15 protein-coding genes and 1 pseudogene are annotated in these 14397 nt (G+C 70.0%); 6 read left to right on the top strand and 10 right to left on the bottom strand.

The window, feature by feature from the left end; genetic code table 11:
- Positions 1 to 44 precede the first annotated feature (44 nt).
- From H9L21_RS06700 to thrS, 5 genes are all read right to left on the bottom strand, one after another.
- On the bottom strand, positions 45 to 584 hold the full coding sequence (locus tag H9L21_RS06700; protein ID WP_187411875.1) for an alternate-type signal peptide domain-containing protein: 540 nt from the start codon (positions 582 to 584) through the stop codon (positions 45 to 47).
- A gap of 234 nt (positions 585 to 818) precedes the next feature.
- The gene (gene pdxS, locus H9L21_RS06695; protein WP_187411874.1) at positions 819 to 1733 is read right to left on the bottom strand and encodes a pyridoxal 5'-phosphate synthase lyase subunit PdxS; all 915 of its coding nucleotides are present in this window, start codon (positions 1731 to 1733) and stop codon (positions 819 to 821) included.
- A 73-nt stretch (positions 1734 to 1806) separates the two neighbouring features.
- Positions 1807 to 2412 carry a phosphatidylinositol phosphate synthase gene (pgsA, locus tag H9L21_RS06690; RefSeq protein WP_154595172.1) on the bottom strand — a complete coding sequence of 202 codons (606 nt, stop codon included), beginning with the start codon at positions 2410 to 2412 and terminating at the stop codon, positions 1807 to 1809.
- Positions 2412 to 2915 (bottom strand): HIT family protein, encoded by a 504-nt coding sequence (locus H9L21_RS06685; RefSeq protein WP_154595173.1) that lies wholly within the window; start codon positions 2913 to 2915, stop codon positions 2412 to 2414. Before H9L21_RS06685 ends, pgsA begins: the two co-directional genes overlap by 1 nt.
- Complete coding sequence (thrS, locus tag H9L21_RS06680; RefSeq protein ID WP_154595174.1) at positions 2915 to 4885, bottom strand: threonine--tRNA ligase; 1971 nt, start codon at positions 4883 to 4885, stop codon at positions 2915 to 2917. The genes H9L21_RS06685 and thrS overlap by 1 nt, the downstream gene beginning before the upstream one ends.
- Positions 4886 to 5069: 184 nt before the next feature.
- Here thrS and H9L21_RS06675 point away from each other — a divergent pair, with 184 nt between their 5' ends.
- Positions 5070 to 5756, top strand: a complete 687-nt coding sequence (locus tag H9L21_RS06675) for a hypothetical protein (RefSeq protein ID WP_154595175.1) — start codon at positions 5070 to 5072, stop codon at positions 5754 to 5756.
- A 38-nt stretch (positions 5757 to 5794) separates the two neighbouring features.
- Positions 5795 to 5974 carry a hypothetical protein gene (locus H9L21_RS06670; protein WP_154595176.1) on the top strand — a complete coding sequence of 60 codons (180 nt, stop codon included), beginning with the start codon at positions 5795 to 5797 and terminating at the stop codon, positions 5972 to 5974.
- Position 5975: 1 nt separating this feature from the next.
- Here H9L21_RS06670 and H9L21_RS06665 read toward each other — a convergent pair whose 3' ends face one another.
- A complete protein-coding gene (locus H9L21_RS06665) occupies positions 5976 to 6983 on the bottom strand; it encodes an asparaginase (RefSeq protein ID WP_222865868.1) in 1008 nt (335 codons plus the stop codon).
- Between the two features lie 50 nt (positions 6984 to 7033).
- Between H9L21_RS06665 and H9L21_RS06660 the strand changes: the two genes are divergently transcribed.
- Entirely contained in the window at positions 7034 to 7492 is a 459-nt protein-coding gene (locus H9L21_RS06660) for an RrF2 family transcriptional regulator (RefSeq protein ID WP_187411873.1), read from the top strand.
- Positions 7493 to 7516: 24 nt separating this feature from the next.
- On the opposite strand, the gene H9L21_RS15470 is transcribed toward H9L21_RS06660, so the two are convergent.
- The 4 genes and pseudogenes from H9L21_RS15470 to H9L21_RS06640 form a co-directional block, all read right to left on the bottom strand.
- On the bottom strand, positions 7517 to 8290 hold the full coding sequence (locus H9L21_RS15470) for an alpha/beta fold hydrolase (RefSeq protein WP_369412455.1): 774 nt from the start codon (positions 8288 to 8290) through the stop codon (positions 7517 to 7519).
- Positions 8291 to 8293: 3 nt separating this feature from the next.
- Positions 8294 to 8686 (bottom strand): annotated as a pseudogene (locus H9L21_RS15465) (arsenate reductase ArsC); the annotation flags it as partial.
- Positions 8683 to 9768 (bottom strand): ACR3 family arsenite efflux transporter, encoded by a 1086-nt coding sequence (arsB, locus tag H9L21_RS06645; RefSeq protein WP_255467386.1) that lies wholly within the window; start codon positions 9766 to 9768, stop codon positions 8683 to 8685. The pseudogene H9L21_RS15465 and the gene arsB, both read right to left, overlap by 4 nt.
- 80 nt (positions 9769 to 9848) lie before the next feature.
- Positions 9849 to 10454: a phosphoribosylanthranilate isomerase gene (locus H9L21_RS06640; RefSeq protein WP_187411872.1), complete on the bottom strand. Its 606-nt coding sequence runs from the start codon at positions 10452 to 10454 to the stop codon at positions 9849 to 9851.
- A gap of 121 nt (positions 10455 to 10575) precedes the next feature.
- Here H9L21_RS06640 and kdpF point away from each other — a divergent pair, with 121 nt between their 5' ends.
- The 3 genes from kdpF (at position 10576) to kdpB (ending at position 14392) form a co-directional block, all read left to right on the top strand.
- The gene (gene kdpF / locus H9L21_RS06635) at positions 10576 to 10665 is read left to right on the top strand and encodes a K(+)-transporting ATPase subunit F (RefSeq protein WP_154595180.1); all 90 of its coding nucleotides are present in this window, start codon (positions 10576 to 10578) and stop codon (positions 10663 to 10665) included.
- Positions 10665 to 12323, top strand: a complete 1659-nt coding sequence (kdpA, locus tag H9L21_RS06630; RefSeq protein WP_187411871.1) for a potassium-transporting ATPase subunit KdpA — start codon at positions 10665 to 10667, stop codon at positions 12321 to 12323. The genes kdpF and kdpA overlap by 1 nt, the downstream gene beginning before the upstream one ends.
- Before the next feature lie 149 nt (positions 12324 to 12472).
- On the top strand, positions 12473 to 14392 hold the full coding sequence (kdpB, locus tag H9L21_RS06625) for a potassium-transporting ATPase subunit KdpB (RefSeq protein ID WP_230081388.1): 1920 nt from the start codon (positions 12473 to 12475) through the stop codon (positions 14390 to 14392).
- Positions 14393 to 14397 lie beyond the last annotated feature (5 nt).

The raw sequence follows: 14397 nt of genomic DNA, 5'->3' as shown, positions 1-14397 counted from the left end.
TCGTGGTCCTCAGTCGATGGTCGGTGGTTCAACTCAGCCGGAGATCACGCCACGGCGGGCGTGGCATCCTTCTGCGTCAACGTGACCTTGCCTGCGGTCAGGTTGACGGTCATGGCCTGCGACGCGTTGTCGACGACCGTGCCGAACGGGAGGTCGACCAGGACCGTGGCGGTGAGAACCTTGCCGTTGTCCGCGACCGTGAGCTCGTCGCCCTCGGCCAGCGCGGTCGTACCCAACGTGTAGGTGTCGGTCACCGTGATCTTGTCGGCGATGCTCGGGGTTTCAGCGAGTCCGTCGAAGTCGACCAGAGCCTTGATGTTCTGTCCGGTGGCCTTGACGGTCCAGCTGCCCGTGTACTTGAGCTCGTCGCCAGGAACGATGAGCACGGCGGCCGGGTTCGCCACCGTGGTGCCGTTCAGGGTCCACTGGCTCGTGGTGGGCGCCGTGAGCTTCAGCTCACCGGCGGTGATCGTGCCGCCCGTGATGTCACCTTCGGCGTTCCAGTACGCGAGCGAGCCCGCACCACCGAGCAGCAGGACGGCGGCGGCTCCGGCGGCGACAGCACCCTTGGTGGACTTGTTCATTTTCTTCTCCCTCATGAATGGCTGATCGACCATCGATCAACATCGTTAACTTCAGTAACAATGTAGCGACGAAATGACGGCATGATGGTGCCAAATGTGAAGAAATGCAGAAGATGGGACGGACGTCACGAACGATCCGGGCCAGAGGTCATGGTCACTTGTGACTAAAGGCCCCACACAAACGAATACCCCCGGTCGGAACCGGGGGTATTGCGTCGAAGCGGGTGGTACAGGTCACCAACCGCGGGTCTCGAGGCGGTGCGGCTCGGGGATCTCGTCGACGTTGATGCCGACCATCGCCTCGCCCAGGCCGCGCGAGACCTTCGCGATCACGTCGGGGTCGTCGAAGAAGGTCGTGGCCTTGACGATGGCCGCGGCGCGCTCGGCCGGGTTGCCGGACTTGAAGATGCCCGAGCCGACGAAGACGCCCTCGGCGCCCAGCTGCATCATCATCGCGGCGTCGGCCGGAGTGGCGATGCCACCGGCGGTGAACAGCACGACGGGCAGCTTGCCGGCCGCGGCGACCTCGGCCACCAGCTCGTACGGCGCCTGGAGCTCCTTGGCCGCGACGAACAGCTCGTCCTTCGACATGCCCTGCAAGCGGCGCAGCTCCGCGCGGATCTTGCGCATGTGGCCCGTGGCGTTGGAGACGTCACCGGTGCCGGCCTCGCCCTTGGAGCGGATCATGGCCGCGCCCTCGGTGATGCGGCGCAGCGCCTCGCCCAGGTTGGTCGCGCCACAGACGAACGGGACGGTGAAGGCCCACTTGTCGATGTGGTTCTCGTAGTCGGCCGGGGTCAGCACCTCGGACTCGTCGATGTAGTCCACGCCCAGGCTCTGCAGCACCTGCGCCTCGACGAAGTGGCCGATGCGGGCCTTGGCCATGACCGGGATCGAGACGGCCTCGATGATGCCGTCGATCAGGTCCGGGTCGCTCATCCGGGCGACCCCGCCCTGGGAGCGGATGTCGGCGGGGACGCGCTCGAGCGCCATGACGGCGACGGCGCCGGCATCCTCGGCGATCTTGGCCTGCTCGGCGTTGACGACGTCCATGATGACGCCGCCCTTCAGCATCTCGGCCATGCCGCGCTTGACCCGCGCGCTGCCGGTGTTGGTCGACGGGTCGGTGGGGAGGTTCTCGGTGCTCACCACGTCAGTCTACGAGGAGAACCGGCGCGCGCCCTGCCGGTCCGCCACCACTGAGACGCGCGAGGTCGCGAGATCAGGCCGCGTCGGCCTGGCGCTTGACCATCGCCATGCGCTGGCCGACCGTCACCAGGCTCGCTGCGGCCAGCACCCACAGGGCGATGTGCTGCAGGATCGGCAGGTCGAACAACCCGGACAGGCCCGTCATCACCAAGATCGCGACGAGCCGGTCGGAACGCTCGGCGATGCCACCCTTGGCCTCCATGCCGAGCGACTCCGCGCGAGCACGGGCGTAGGACGTGAGGCTGCCCAGCACCAGGCAGGCCAGCGCGAGGCACAGGTAGACCTCCGAGTCGCCGTCCCAGGCGTACCAGAGCGCGATGCCGCCGAACACGGCCGCGTCGCCCATCCGGTCGAGGGTGGAGTCGAGGAACGCGCCGTACTTCGAGCTGCGGCCGAGCTTGCGCGCCATCGTGCCGTCGATGATGTCGCTGAACACGAACGCCGTGATGAACAGCGTCCCCCAGAAGAAGTTGCCCTGCGGGAAGAAGTACAGCGCGCCGAACGAGACGCCGATGGTGCCGACCCACGTGACCATGTTCGGCGTCACGCCGATCTTGATGAGCCCGTCCGCGACGGGCGAGAAGACCTTGTTCCAAAAGGCCCGGAAGCGCTCCAGCATCAGGCCACCTCCCCCCACACCGACCGCAGCAGATCCGCGGACTGGGCGACCGTCTGCGGGAGCGTCTTGGTGTGTCCCACGATGGTCATGAAGTTGGCGTCGCCGCCCCAGCGCGGCACGACGTGCTGGTGCAGGTGCTGCGAGATCGAGCCGCCCGCCGCAGAGCCGAGGTTGAGGCCCACGTTGAAGCCGTGCGGGGTGCTGATCGCCCGGGTCGCGCGGATCGCGTGCTGGGTCAGCGCCGTCAGCTCGCTGGACTCCTCCAGGGACAGGGCCGTCAGATCCGCCACGTGCCGGTTCGGCAGCACCATGAGGTGCCCCGGGTTGTACGGGAACAGGTTCATCGTCACGAAGCAGTGCTCGCCGCGGACGACGAGCAGATCGGTCTGCCGCTCACCGGCGACGATCGCGCAGAACGGGCACCCCGGATCGTTCGCGCTCTCGCGGACGTACTCCATCCGATAGGGCGCCCAGAGTCGCTCGAGTCCGTCGGGGTCGGCCATCAGACCTGCACCCGATCGCGCACCGCCGCGACGATCTTGTCGATCGCGTCGTCGAGCGAGACACCGTTCTCCTGCTCGCCGTTGCGATAGCGGAACGACACCGCGTTGGCCTCGACGTCCTTGTCGCCCACCAGCACCATGAACGGCACCTTCTGGGTCTGGGCGTTGCGGATCTTCTTCTGCATGCGCTCGTCCGAGTCGTCGACCTCGAAGCGGATGCCCTCGGCCTTCAACCGGACCGCGAGCCGCTCGAGGTACTCGACGTGACGCTCGGCGACCGGGATGCCGACGGCCTGCACGGGCGCGAGCCACGGGGGGAAGGCGCCGGCGTAGTGCTCGACCAGGACGCCCATGAAGCGCTCGATCGAGCCGAACTTCGCCGAGTGGATCATCACCGGCTGCTGGCGCGTGCCGTCGGCGGACACGTACTCCAGGTTGAACCGATCGGCCGACGGCTGGTTGAAGTCGTACTGGACCGTGCCCATCTGCCAGGTGCGGCCGATGGCGTCGCGGGCCTGCACCGAGATCTTGGGGCCGTAGTAGGCCGCTCCCCCGGGGTCGGGCACGAGCTCGAGGCCGGTCGCGGTGGCGACCTCCTCGAGGACCTTGGTGGCGGTCGCCCAGTCCTCGTCGGAGCCGATGAACTTGTCCTTCGACGCGTCGCGCGTGGAGAGCTCGAGGTAGTAGTCGTCCATGCCGAAGTCGTCGAGCAGGCTCAGCATGAAGTTGAGCAGGTGGGCGACCTCGGCCGGCGCCTGCTCGGGCGTGACGTAGGAGTGCGAGTCGTCCTGGGCGAAGCCGCGCACGCGGGTCAGGCCGTGGATGACGCCGGACTTCTCGTTGCGGTAGACGTGGCCGAACTCGAACAGCCGCAACGGCAGCTCACGGTAGGAGCGCTGGCGTGAGCGGTAGATGAGGTTGTGCATCGGGCAGTTCATCGCCTTGAGGCGGTAGTCGCCGCCGTCGACCTCGATGGGCGGGAACATCCCCTCGCCGTAGTACGGCAGGTGGCCCGACGTGTGGAACAGGCCCTCCTTGGCGATGTGCGGCGTGCCGACGTACTCGAAGCCCTCCTCGATGTGCCGGCGTCGGACGTAGTCCTCCATCTCGCGCTTGATGACACCGCCGCGCGGGTGGAACACCGGCAGGCCGGAGCCGATCTCGTCGGGGAAGCTGTACAGGTCCAGCTCGGCGCCCAGGCGGCGGTGGTCGCGGCGCTGAGCCTCCTCGATGCGGTGCAGGTGCGCCTCGAGGTCCTCCTTCGTGGGCCACGCGGTGCCGTAGATGCGCTGCAGCTGCTTGTTCTTCTCGTCGCCGCGCCAGTAGGCCGCGGCCGACCGCATGAGCTTGAAGGCCGGGATGCGCTTGGTGGTGGGCAGGTGCGGGCCGCGGCACAGGTCCTTCCACGCCAACGAGCCGTCGCGCTTGAGGTTGTCGTAGATGCTGAGCCCGCCCTCGCCGACCTCGACGCTCGCGCCCTCGGCTGCGTCACCGGCGGTCGACTTCAGGCCGATCAGCTCGAGCTTGTACGGCTCGTCCGCCAGCTCCTCCCGTGCGTCGTCGTCACTGATCTCGCGGCGGCTGAACTTCTGGCCCTCCTTGACGATCTTCTTCATCCGGGACTCGATCTTCTCGATGTCCTCGGGAGTGAACGGCACCTCGACGTCGAAGTCGTAGTAGAAGCCGTCGGCGATCGGCGGGCCGATGCCCAGCTTCGCGTCGGGGAACAGGTCCTGGACCGCCTGGGCCATGACGTGCGCCGTCGAGTGACGCAGGATGTCGAGGCCGTCGGGCGACTCCATCGCGACGGGCTCGACGGCGTCACCGTCGGCCAGCTCGCGGGACAGGTCGACGAGAGCGCCGTTGACGCGGGCCGCGATCACCTGGGGATCGTCGGCGAACAGCTGCCACGCCCGCGTCCCGGGTTCGACCTGCTGCTCGGCTGCATCGACGGTGATGGACAGACTCATACGAACCCCTTGGTGACTGGCGGCCCCTACGGCTGGGCAGCGCTCTTGGCCTCACACTACCGAGGCCGTGGGGCGGGCCGGCGGCTCGGTCGTGGCGCACCACGCCGATTCCGGCGTTCCAGTCCCACGAACCCGATCGCGTACGTAGCATCATGAGACTCCTCCGTGTCCTGGAAGGCACCCCATGCGCCGCATGCTCCTCGGTCTGCTGACCGCCCTCGCCGTCGCCCTCGGGTCGACGCTCGTCGCCGCTCCGGCCCAGGCGGCCTCGAAGCCGCTGACGATCAAGAGGATCGCCACGCAGTCGATCGACTGGGTGGGCACCGCCGCCGTGAAGCCGGCGGTCAAGAAGGCGAAGAAGGTCACGATCCTCAAGCGGACGATGACGGTCCGCCAGGGCAAGCGCGTGGTGACGAAGAACCGCTCGTCGGCGAAGCTGAAGCCGGGTACGTACCGCGTGACGACGAAGGTCACGTACCGGTTCAAGGGCAAGAAGCGCGCGGCGGTCGCCCGTCAGACGCTGAAGGTCGAGCAGGGCCGGTGCGCCACCTTGGCCGACTACCGCTCCATCAAGGTCAGTCCCGCGCCCCGCGCCGGCGATGCCTTCGCGACGGTGGCGAAGAAGCTGCGCCACTCCGGCGACCTCCTCAGCGACATCGTCGGCCCCACGTCGCTGGCGCAGTGGCGCGAGTTCGCGGTTGAGGAGGGCGACGCGGAGACCATCGCGGCATTCGACGTGCTGATCGCCGAGTACGGCGGCGAGGCGCTCATGGATCTCGGCGTGTACCGCGTGTGCCAGCGGCCCAGGAAGTCCGTCGACATCGTCTACATCGACGGTCACGTCGTCGACAAGGCCGTCGGGTCGCTCTGAGACCGGCCACGGGGGCGCCCGGCAGCCATGATGGGGGCATGACCCCGCTCGAACGGCTCGACCGCTGGACGGCGCACGGCGGGACGTGCCGGCTGGTCGAACAGTCCTCCGGCCGCGCCGAGGTCGTGCTGTGCCGCTGCGACGGCGGCGAGGAGGTCGAGCGGTTCACGACTTGCGACCCCACCGTCATGGCGTGGGTGCGCGACCACTCGGCCTGAGTCAGAACGCGGGGCGGACCGATCCGACGGGCTCGCCGGCACCCAGCACGGCGCGCTCGCGCAGGGCAGCGACCGCGGCCTGGTCGACGTCGTCGCCGGTGAAGGCGCCGAGCGCGTCCAGGGCCGCGACCAGCACCGGGGCCAGCGGCCGCTCCGCGCCGTCGAGCACCTTGAACGCGGCGGCCCGTCCGTCGGGGAGGCCGGCCGCGAAGACACCGTCCGCGCCGTCCTTGGCGACCAGGCCGGGCACCGCCCGCATGAGCGTCGTCGTGGGCCGCTGACCGCCGGCCACCATCTGCGGGAAGGCGGCCATCGCCCGCGCGACGCGCGCCTCCGGGGACTCGGGGTCGCGGGTCGGCGCGGACGCGATCCGGGCGAAGGCACGAGCCAGTCCGGTGACCGTGGTCGCGAACAGCGGCGCACCGCAGCCGTCGACGGTCTCCGTGGCGATCGGGACGCCCGTGAACTCCTCGATCGTCTCGCGGATCGCCACCTGCAGCGGGTGGTCCGGCGCCAGGTAGGTGGCCGTGTCCCATCCCGCCGTGACGCACGTCAGCAGCATGGCGGCGTGCTTGCCCGAGCAGTTCTGGCTGATCTGCTCGGCGCCCTGCCCGGCGGCCAGCCAGTCGCGCATGGCGGTGCTCCCCCACGGCAGGTCGGGAGTGTTCCGCAGCGCCGACTCGGTCTGGCCGGCGCGCGCGAGGATCTCCAGGGCCCCGGCGATGTGGTCCGGCTCGCCGTTGTGACTGGCCGATGCCAGGGCGAGCAGTCGATCCGGCAGGTCCAGGCCGTGGCGCAGCATGGCGACGGCCTGGAGCGGCTTGACACTCGAGCGGGGCCACATCGTCACCTCGGGGTCCCCGACCGCGAGCACGGACGCGCCCTCAGCATCGATCGCGGAGAGGTGGCCCAGGTGGACCGACTCGACCAGGTCACCCCTCACCACGTGCGCCAGCGGGGCCGAGGCCCCGGTCGAGACATCGGTCGGGGAAGCGTCGCGCACCGTCACACTGGGAGGATAGTCGCGACCTGACGGTTCGGCTTTGCGAGACTGACCCCGTGAGAGTCTCGACGAAGTCCGACTATGCGCTGCGTGCCCTGATCGAGCTGGCGGCCGAGCCGGGGGATCGAGCCATCACCGCCGACGAGCTGGGCAAGCGTCAGGACATCCCCCACGGCTTCCTCCAGTCGATCCTCGGCGACCTGCGCAAGGCGGGCATCCTGCTGTCCCAGCGCGGTCAGTCCGGCGGCTGGCGGATGGCGAGGCCGGCGTACGCCGTGACCATCGCCGACGTGATCCGTGCCGTCGACGGTCCGCTCGTGTCGGTCTACGGGGTCCGGCCCGAGTCGGTCGCCTACAACGGCCGCGCCGAGGTCCTCAAGCCCGTGTGGATCGCCGCCCGCGACGCGCTGCGCGAGGTCCTGGAGACGGTCACCATCGCACAGCTGGCCGCGGGCGAGCTGCCGTCGTCGGTGCTCAAGCGCACCGAGGACGACGAGGCCTGGCGCCCGCACTGAGTCGAGGACTCAGCGCGCCCGGACTCAGCCCGCCAGAAACGTGGTGAGCGCCTCGATGAACTCCGGATCGGAGACGGCGCCGAGGTGGTCCCCGTCGACGACGCGCAGGCGCCCGTCCGGAAGCGCGTCCGCGAGGACCTCGGGCTTCGCGGCCAGGACGTCGTCGCGCCCGGCCAGCACCAGGGTCGGCACGGTGACGCTGGCCAGATCGGTGGGGCCGGCGTGCAGCGCCTGCGCCTGCGCGGCGAGCGACGGCCGGTGCGATCCCATGACGTCGGCCAGCTGACGGAACAACCTGGCACCGGCGGGGTACTCCGAGAGATCGCCCTCCGCGAGCAGCGCTCCGACGAGGAGATCACCGTCCACCATCCGCGTGTCGACACCGCCGAGCTCGACGACCGCCGAACCCACTCCCCCGACGACCAGGCGTGTGACCCGCGGGTCGGCGGCGGCCACGAGCAGCGAGACGACGGCGCCCATCGAGTACCCGACCAGCTGGTACTCGCGCACGTCCAGCTCGTCCATGACGGCGGACAGGTCGCGCGCCATGGTCGGCTCGCCGAACAGCGCACGGTCGGCCGACTGGCCCGACCGGCCGTGGCCGCGGGCGTCGACCCCGATCACGCGGTGGCCGCCAGCCACCAGCGCGTCGACCACGCCGGGGCCGACCCAGTTGGTCTCGGTCGAGGCGACGTAGCCGTGCTGCAGCACGACCGGAGGGGTCTCGACGTCGCGGTTCCACTCGTGGAACGCGATCGTCATCCCGTCGGGACGCGTCAGCTCGCGGGTGATCGGCACGCCGAGCGAGACGAGGAGGTCCTCCACCCTGCGACGGATCTCGTCACGCACCGGACGGACGGCCTCGATCGGCTGCCCGGCCGGATCGTCGAGCACCCAGTCCTCGTACCGCTTGCCGGGGAAGTACGGGCACGCGTCGCCGCAGCCCATCGTGATGACGACGTCGGACTCGCGGACGGTGTCGTCGGTCAGCTTCCGGGGCTGCCGACCCGCGATGTCGATGCCCTCCTCGGCCATCGCCGCCACAGCCACCGGGTTGATGCTGTCGCCGGGCATGGATCCCGCCGAGAGCACCTCGACGCGGTCGCCTGCGAGGTGGCGCAGGTAGCCCGCAGCCATCTGGGAGCGGCCGGCGTTGTGCACGCAGACGAACAGGACGGTGGGGATCGTGCTCATGGGGTCTCCTCGGTCGGGGCGAAGTAGCGGCGTGCCCACAAGGACACGTAGACCAGGGCGACCAGCACGGGCACCTCGATCAGCGGCCCGATCACCCCGGCGAGAGCCTGACCGGACGTGACACCGAACGTCGCGATGGACACGGCGATCGCGAGCTCGAAGTTGTTGCCCGCCGCGGTGAACGCGAGGGTCGCGGTCCGGGCGTAGCCCAGGCGCAGCCGGCGGCCGAGCCACAGGCCCAGCCCGAAGGTGATCGTGAAGTACGCCAGCAGCGGCAGGGACACGCGGACGACGTCCCAGGGCCGGCTGACGATCGCGTCGCCCTGGAGCGCGAACATCACGACGATCGTGAACAGCAGGCCGTAGAGCGCCCACGGCCCGAGCCTGGGCAGGAACGTCCCCTCGTACCAGTCACGGCCCTTGGCCCGCTCCCCCAGCGTCCGGGTCAGGAAGCCCGCCACGAGCGGGATCCCGAGGAACACCAGCACGCTGGCGGTGATCGTCCAGACGGAGAACTCGGCGCTGGTCGTCTCCAGGCCCAGCCAGCCGGGCAGGACCTGCAGGTAGAACCACCCCAGGCCCGCGAACGCGACCACCTGGAAGACGGAGTTGATCGCCACCAGGACCGCGGCGGCCTCGCGGTCGCCGCAGGCCAGGTCGTTCCAGATCAGGACCATGGCGATGCACCGCGCGAGGCCGACGATGATCAGGCCGGTGCGCAGCTCGGGCAGATCGGGCAGGAACAGCCACGCCAGCGCGAACATCAGCGCCGGACCGACGACCCAGTTCAGGACGAGGGACGCGCCCATCAGCCTGCGGTCGCCCGTCACCCGGCGCGTCTCGTCGTAGCGGACCTTGGCCAGCACGGGGTACATCATCACGAGCAGTCCGACGGCGATCGGCAACGACACCGAGCCGATCTTCACCGCGTCGAGCGCCTCGGCCAGTCCGTCGACGGTGCGGCCGAGCACGAGTCCGGCGGCCATCGCGAGCAGGATCCAGACGGGCAGGAAGCGGTCGAGCCGCGAGAGCCGGCGCAGGACGTCCGGCTGCGCGGTGGGGGCGGCGGGTCGGGGGCTCACGGGCCCTCCCATTCATCGACGTTCATCGATGAACACCGTAGCCGATCCGGGCGGCAGCGCCCAGCCTCCGCGCCGAGTCGTCAGCGCGCCAGGGCCGCGGCGACGAACGATCGGATCAGCTCTGCCGACTTCTCGCCCGGTGCGACCTCGACCCCGCTCGAGACGTCGACGCCCCACGGGCGGACGGTGACGGCGGCCTCCGCGACGTTCGCCGCGGACAGCCCGCCGGCGAGGAGCCACTCGCCGTCCGGAGCCCGATCGGCGAGGTCGGACAGGTCCCACGTCTGGCCCGACCCGGGCTTCGGCGCGTCCAGCAGCAGGCGCTCCTCGCCCCACGCCCCCACCTCGAGCGGCGGATCGAGGTCCAGCGACGTGGCCCTCCAGACCCGCGGCACGATCGCCGCCGCCTCGCGGAAGCCGGCCTCGTCGTAGGCCGGACCGTGCAGCTGCAGGACGTCGAACCCGAGGTCGCGAGCCGTTCGCGCCGCCTGCCCCGCGGGCATGTCGTTGACGACCAGGACGGTGTCCGCACTCCCCCGGGCCGCCGCGACGACCTCGCGCGCCTCGTCCGCGGTCGCGCGCCGCGAGCTGGTCCGGTTCATCACCACGCCGACGGCACCGGCCCCGGCCTCGACGGCGACCCGGGCGTGCTCGGCCGTGCGCAGGCCGCAGATCTTCACGTACACGCCAGTCATCCTCTCAGCGCCGTGAAACGCCGAGCGACCTTGGCGCCAAATCAGCGCGAACCGACGTCAAGATCGCGTCAAGACGGGCGCCTGGACCGTCGAACGGGTCTTCGCTGGGCTCATGAGTCCTGAGAGCGGTCTGTTGATCGCCGTCGTCGTCGCCGTGGCGGCCTACCTGCTGGTGGCCCTGATCTTCCCGGAGCGTTTCTAGTGTCCGACACCGTGGGCGGTCTGCTGTCGATCGCATTCCTGCTGGCCCTGCTCGCCGTCGCCTACGTGCCCGTGGGCGACTACATGGCGCGCGTGTTCACCGGCACCCGCCACTCGCGCGTCGAGCGGCGGCTCTACCGGATCGTCGGGGTCGATCCCGAGACCGAGCAGAGCCCGGTGTCGTACGCCGTGAGCGTGGTCGCGTTCTCGCTGGTGAGCATCGTCGTCCTGATGGCGATCCTGATGGGGCAGTCCGCCCTGCCGATGAGCCGGGACCTGCCCGGGATGCCGTTGTGGATGTCGTTCAACACGGCGGTCTCCTTCGTCACCAACACGAACTGGCAGTCCTACGCGGGCGAGTCCACCCTGGGCTTCACCGCCCAGATGGCCGGTCTGGCCGTCCAGAACTTCCTGTCGGCGGCCGTCGGGATCGCGGTCGCGATCGCGTTGATCCGCGGCTTCGCCCGCGTCCGTGACGGATCCGTCGGCAACTTCTGGGTCGACCTGACCCGCGGGACGCTGCGCATCTTGTTGCCGCTCGCGTTCGTCGGTGCGGTCGTCCTCGTCGCCGGCGGCGTGGTCCAGAGCTTCAGCGACTCCACCATGACCACGCTGGCCGGCCACTCCCAGGTGCTGACCGGTGGGCCCGTCGCGAGCCAGGAGGCCATCAAGGAGCTCGGCAACAACGGAGGCGGGTTCTTCAACGCGAACTCGGCCCATCCGTTCGAGAACCCGACCGCCTTCACCAACGTCTTCGAGATCTTCCTGATGCTGCTGTTGCCGGTCAGCCTGACCCGCACGCTCGGCACGATGCTCGGCAACCGCCGCCAGGGTCTGGCGGTCCTGGCCGCGATGGTCGCCCTGTGGGCGGTCTCGCTCGCCGTGACGACGTGGGCCGAGGTGGGGGCGCACTCGGCGACCGGCCAGGCGGCCGGCGCGGCCATGGAGGGCAAGGAGACCCGGTTCGGCGAGTGGGCCTCGGCGCTGTTCGCCGTGGTCACCACGGGCACGTCGACCGGCGCGGTCAACGCCTCCCACGACTCCCTCACGCCTGCCGGCGGCGGAACCGTGCTGGTCAACATGATGCTCGGCGAGGTGATCCCGGGCGGCGTCGGCGCCGGCATCTACGGGATCCTCGTGATGGCGATCCTGGCGGTGTTCGTCGCCGGCCTGATGGTCGGCCGGACGCCGGAGCTGCTCGGCAAGAAGCTCGGCGCACGGCAGATGACCTACGTGGCGCTGTACACGCTGACGACGCCCGCGCTCGTGCTGGTCGGCTCGGGCATCGCCATCAGCCGCGGCAGCACCGCCGACGCGATGGGCAATCCGGGCGGCCACGGGTTCAGCGAGGTCCTCTACGCCTACACCTCCGCGGCCAACAACAACGGCAGCGCGTTCGGCGGCATCACCGTCACCTCGGACTTCTTCCAGATCACCCTGGCCCTCGCAATGCTGCTGGGGCGCATGATCCCGATCGTGCTGGTCCTGCTGTTGGCCGGCTCCCTCGCCCGGCAGGGCAAGGTCCCCGTCACGAGCGGAACCCTTCCCACCCACACCCCGCTGTTCGTGGGGATGCTGGTCGGCGTCGTCGTCATCATGACCGGCCTGACCTACTTCCCCGCGCTCGCCCTCGGACCGATTGCGGAGGCACTCGCATGAGCACCACGACCCTGACCGAAACCACCCCCGGCACCGAGACCGGCGCCGGGACCGCACGCGGCGGCCCGTCCCTGCTGAAGCAGGCGGCACGCCAACTGCCCGAAGCGCTCCGCAAGCTCGATCCTCGTCACGTCGTGCGCTCGCCCGTGATGTTCCTGGTCTGGCTCGGCTCGGTCGTCACGACGATCGCCGCCCTGGCCGACCCGGACGTCTTCACGATCAGCCTGGCTGTCTGGCTGTGGCTGACCGTGATCTTCGGCAACCTCGCCGAGGCGGTCGCCGAGGGCCGCGGCAAGGCCCAGGCGGCCTCCCTGCGGGCCACCCGCACCGACACCCGAGCCCGGCTCCTGGACGAGCACGGCGCCGAGACGCTGGTGCCGGGGACGCAACTGGCCGTGGGCGACCTCGTGGTCGTCGAGGCCGGCGAAGTCATCCCCGGCGACGGCGACGTCGTCGAGGGCATCGCCTCGGTCGACGAGTCGGCGATCACCGGCGAGTCGGCGCCCGTGATCCGCGAGGCCGGCGGCGACCGCAGCTCGGTCACGGGCGGCACCAAGGTGCTCTCGGACCGGATCGTCGTGCGGATCACCGCGGCCTCGGGCGAGACCTTCCTGGACAAGATGATCGCGCTGGTCGAGGGGACGTCGCGCCGCAAGACTCCCAACGAGATCGCCCTGTCGATCCTGCTGGTCAGCCTGACGCTGGTCTTCCTCATCGCCGTGGCCACCCTGGCGCCCATGGCGACGTACGCCGGTGCCCCGCAGGAGCTCGTCGTGCTCGTCGCGCTGCTGGTCTGCCTGATCCCCACCACGATCGGTGCCCTGCTCAGCGCCATCGGCATCGCCGGGATGGACCGGTTGGTGCGCGTCAACGTGCTCGCGATGTCGGGCCGGGCGGTCGAGGCCGCCGGAGACGTCAGCACCTTGCTGCTCGACAAGACCGGCACCATCACCTACGGCAACCGGCAGGCGACCGCGTTCATCGCCGCTCCGGGCGTGGACGACGAGCGGATGCGTGACGCCGCCCGGCTCTCCAGCCTGGCCGACCAGACCCCCGAGGGACGGTCGATCGTCGAGCTGGCCCTCGAGCGCGGCGCGAGCGACGCGGACCTGCCCACGGGCGCGGACTTCATCGAGTTCACCGCGCAGACGCGCATGTCGGGCGTCGATCTCGCCGACGGGACCCGGATCCGCAAGGGCGCCGGCTCGGCCGTCTCCGCGTGGCTCGGTCAGACCCCCTCGGACGACGTCACGGACACGATCAACGCCATCGCACGCGGCGGCGGCACGCCCCTGGTGATCGCGGAGCAGGACGCCGCCGGTCACGGAACGGTTCTGGGCGTCGTCCAGCTCAAGGACGTGGTGAAGCCCGGCATGGCCGACCGGTTCGCCGAGTTGCGGGCGATGGGCATCCGCACCGTGATGGTCACCGGCGACAACGAGCTGACCGCCCGGGCGATCTCGAAGGAGGCCGGCGTCGACGACTTCCTCGCCGAGGCGACCCCCGAGGACAAGCTCGCCTACATCCGCAAAGAGCAACGCGGGGGCCACCTCGTCGCGATGACCGGCGACGGCACCAACGACGCGCCCGCCCTGGCGGCCGCGGACGTGGGCGTGGCGATGAACAGCGGGACGGCCGCGGCCAAAGAGGCCGGCAACATGGTCGACCTGGACTCGGACCCGACGAAGCTGATCGACGTCGTCGAGATCGGCAAGCAGCTGCTGATCACGCGTGGTGCGCTGACCACCTTCTCGATCGCCAACGACGTCGCCAAGTACTTCGCGATCATCCCCGCGATGTTCGTCGCCGCGTACCCGTCACTGGAGGCCCTCAACGTCATGGGGCTGGCGACGGCGGAGTCGGCGATCCTCTCGGCCGTCATCTTCAACGCGCTCATCATCGTGGCGCTGATCCCCCTGGCCCTGCGTGGTGTGCGCTTCCGCGCCGCGTCGGCCACGGCGGTCCTGCGCCGCAATCTGACCATCTTCGGGCTGGGCGGCCTTGTCGTCCCGTTCATCGGCATCAAGCTCATCGACCTGCTCGTCTCGACCATCCCCGGAATCGGCTGATCATG

Origin of the sequence: Aeromicrobium senzhongii (assembly GCF_014334735.1) — a bacterium.
Classification (GTDB): domain Bacteria; phylum Actinomycetota; class Actinomycetes; order Propionibacteriales; family Nocardioidaceae; genus Aeromicrobium; species Aeromicrobium senzhongii.
This window is presented reverse-complemented; position numbering and strand designations above follow the sequence as displayed.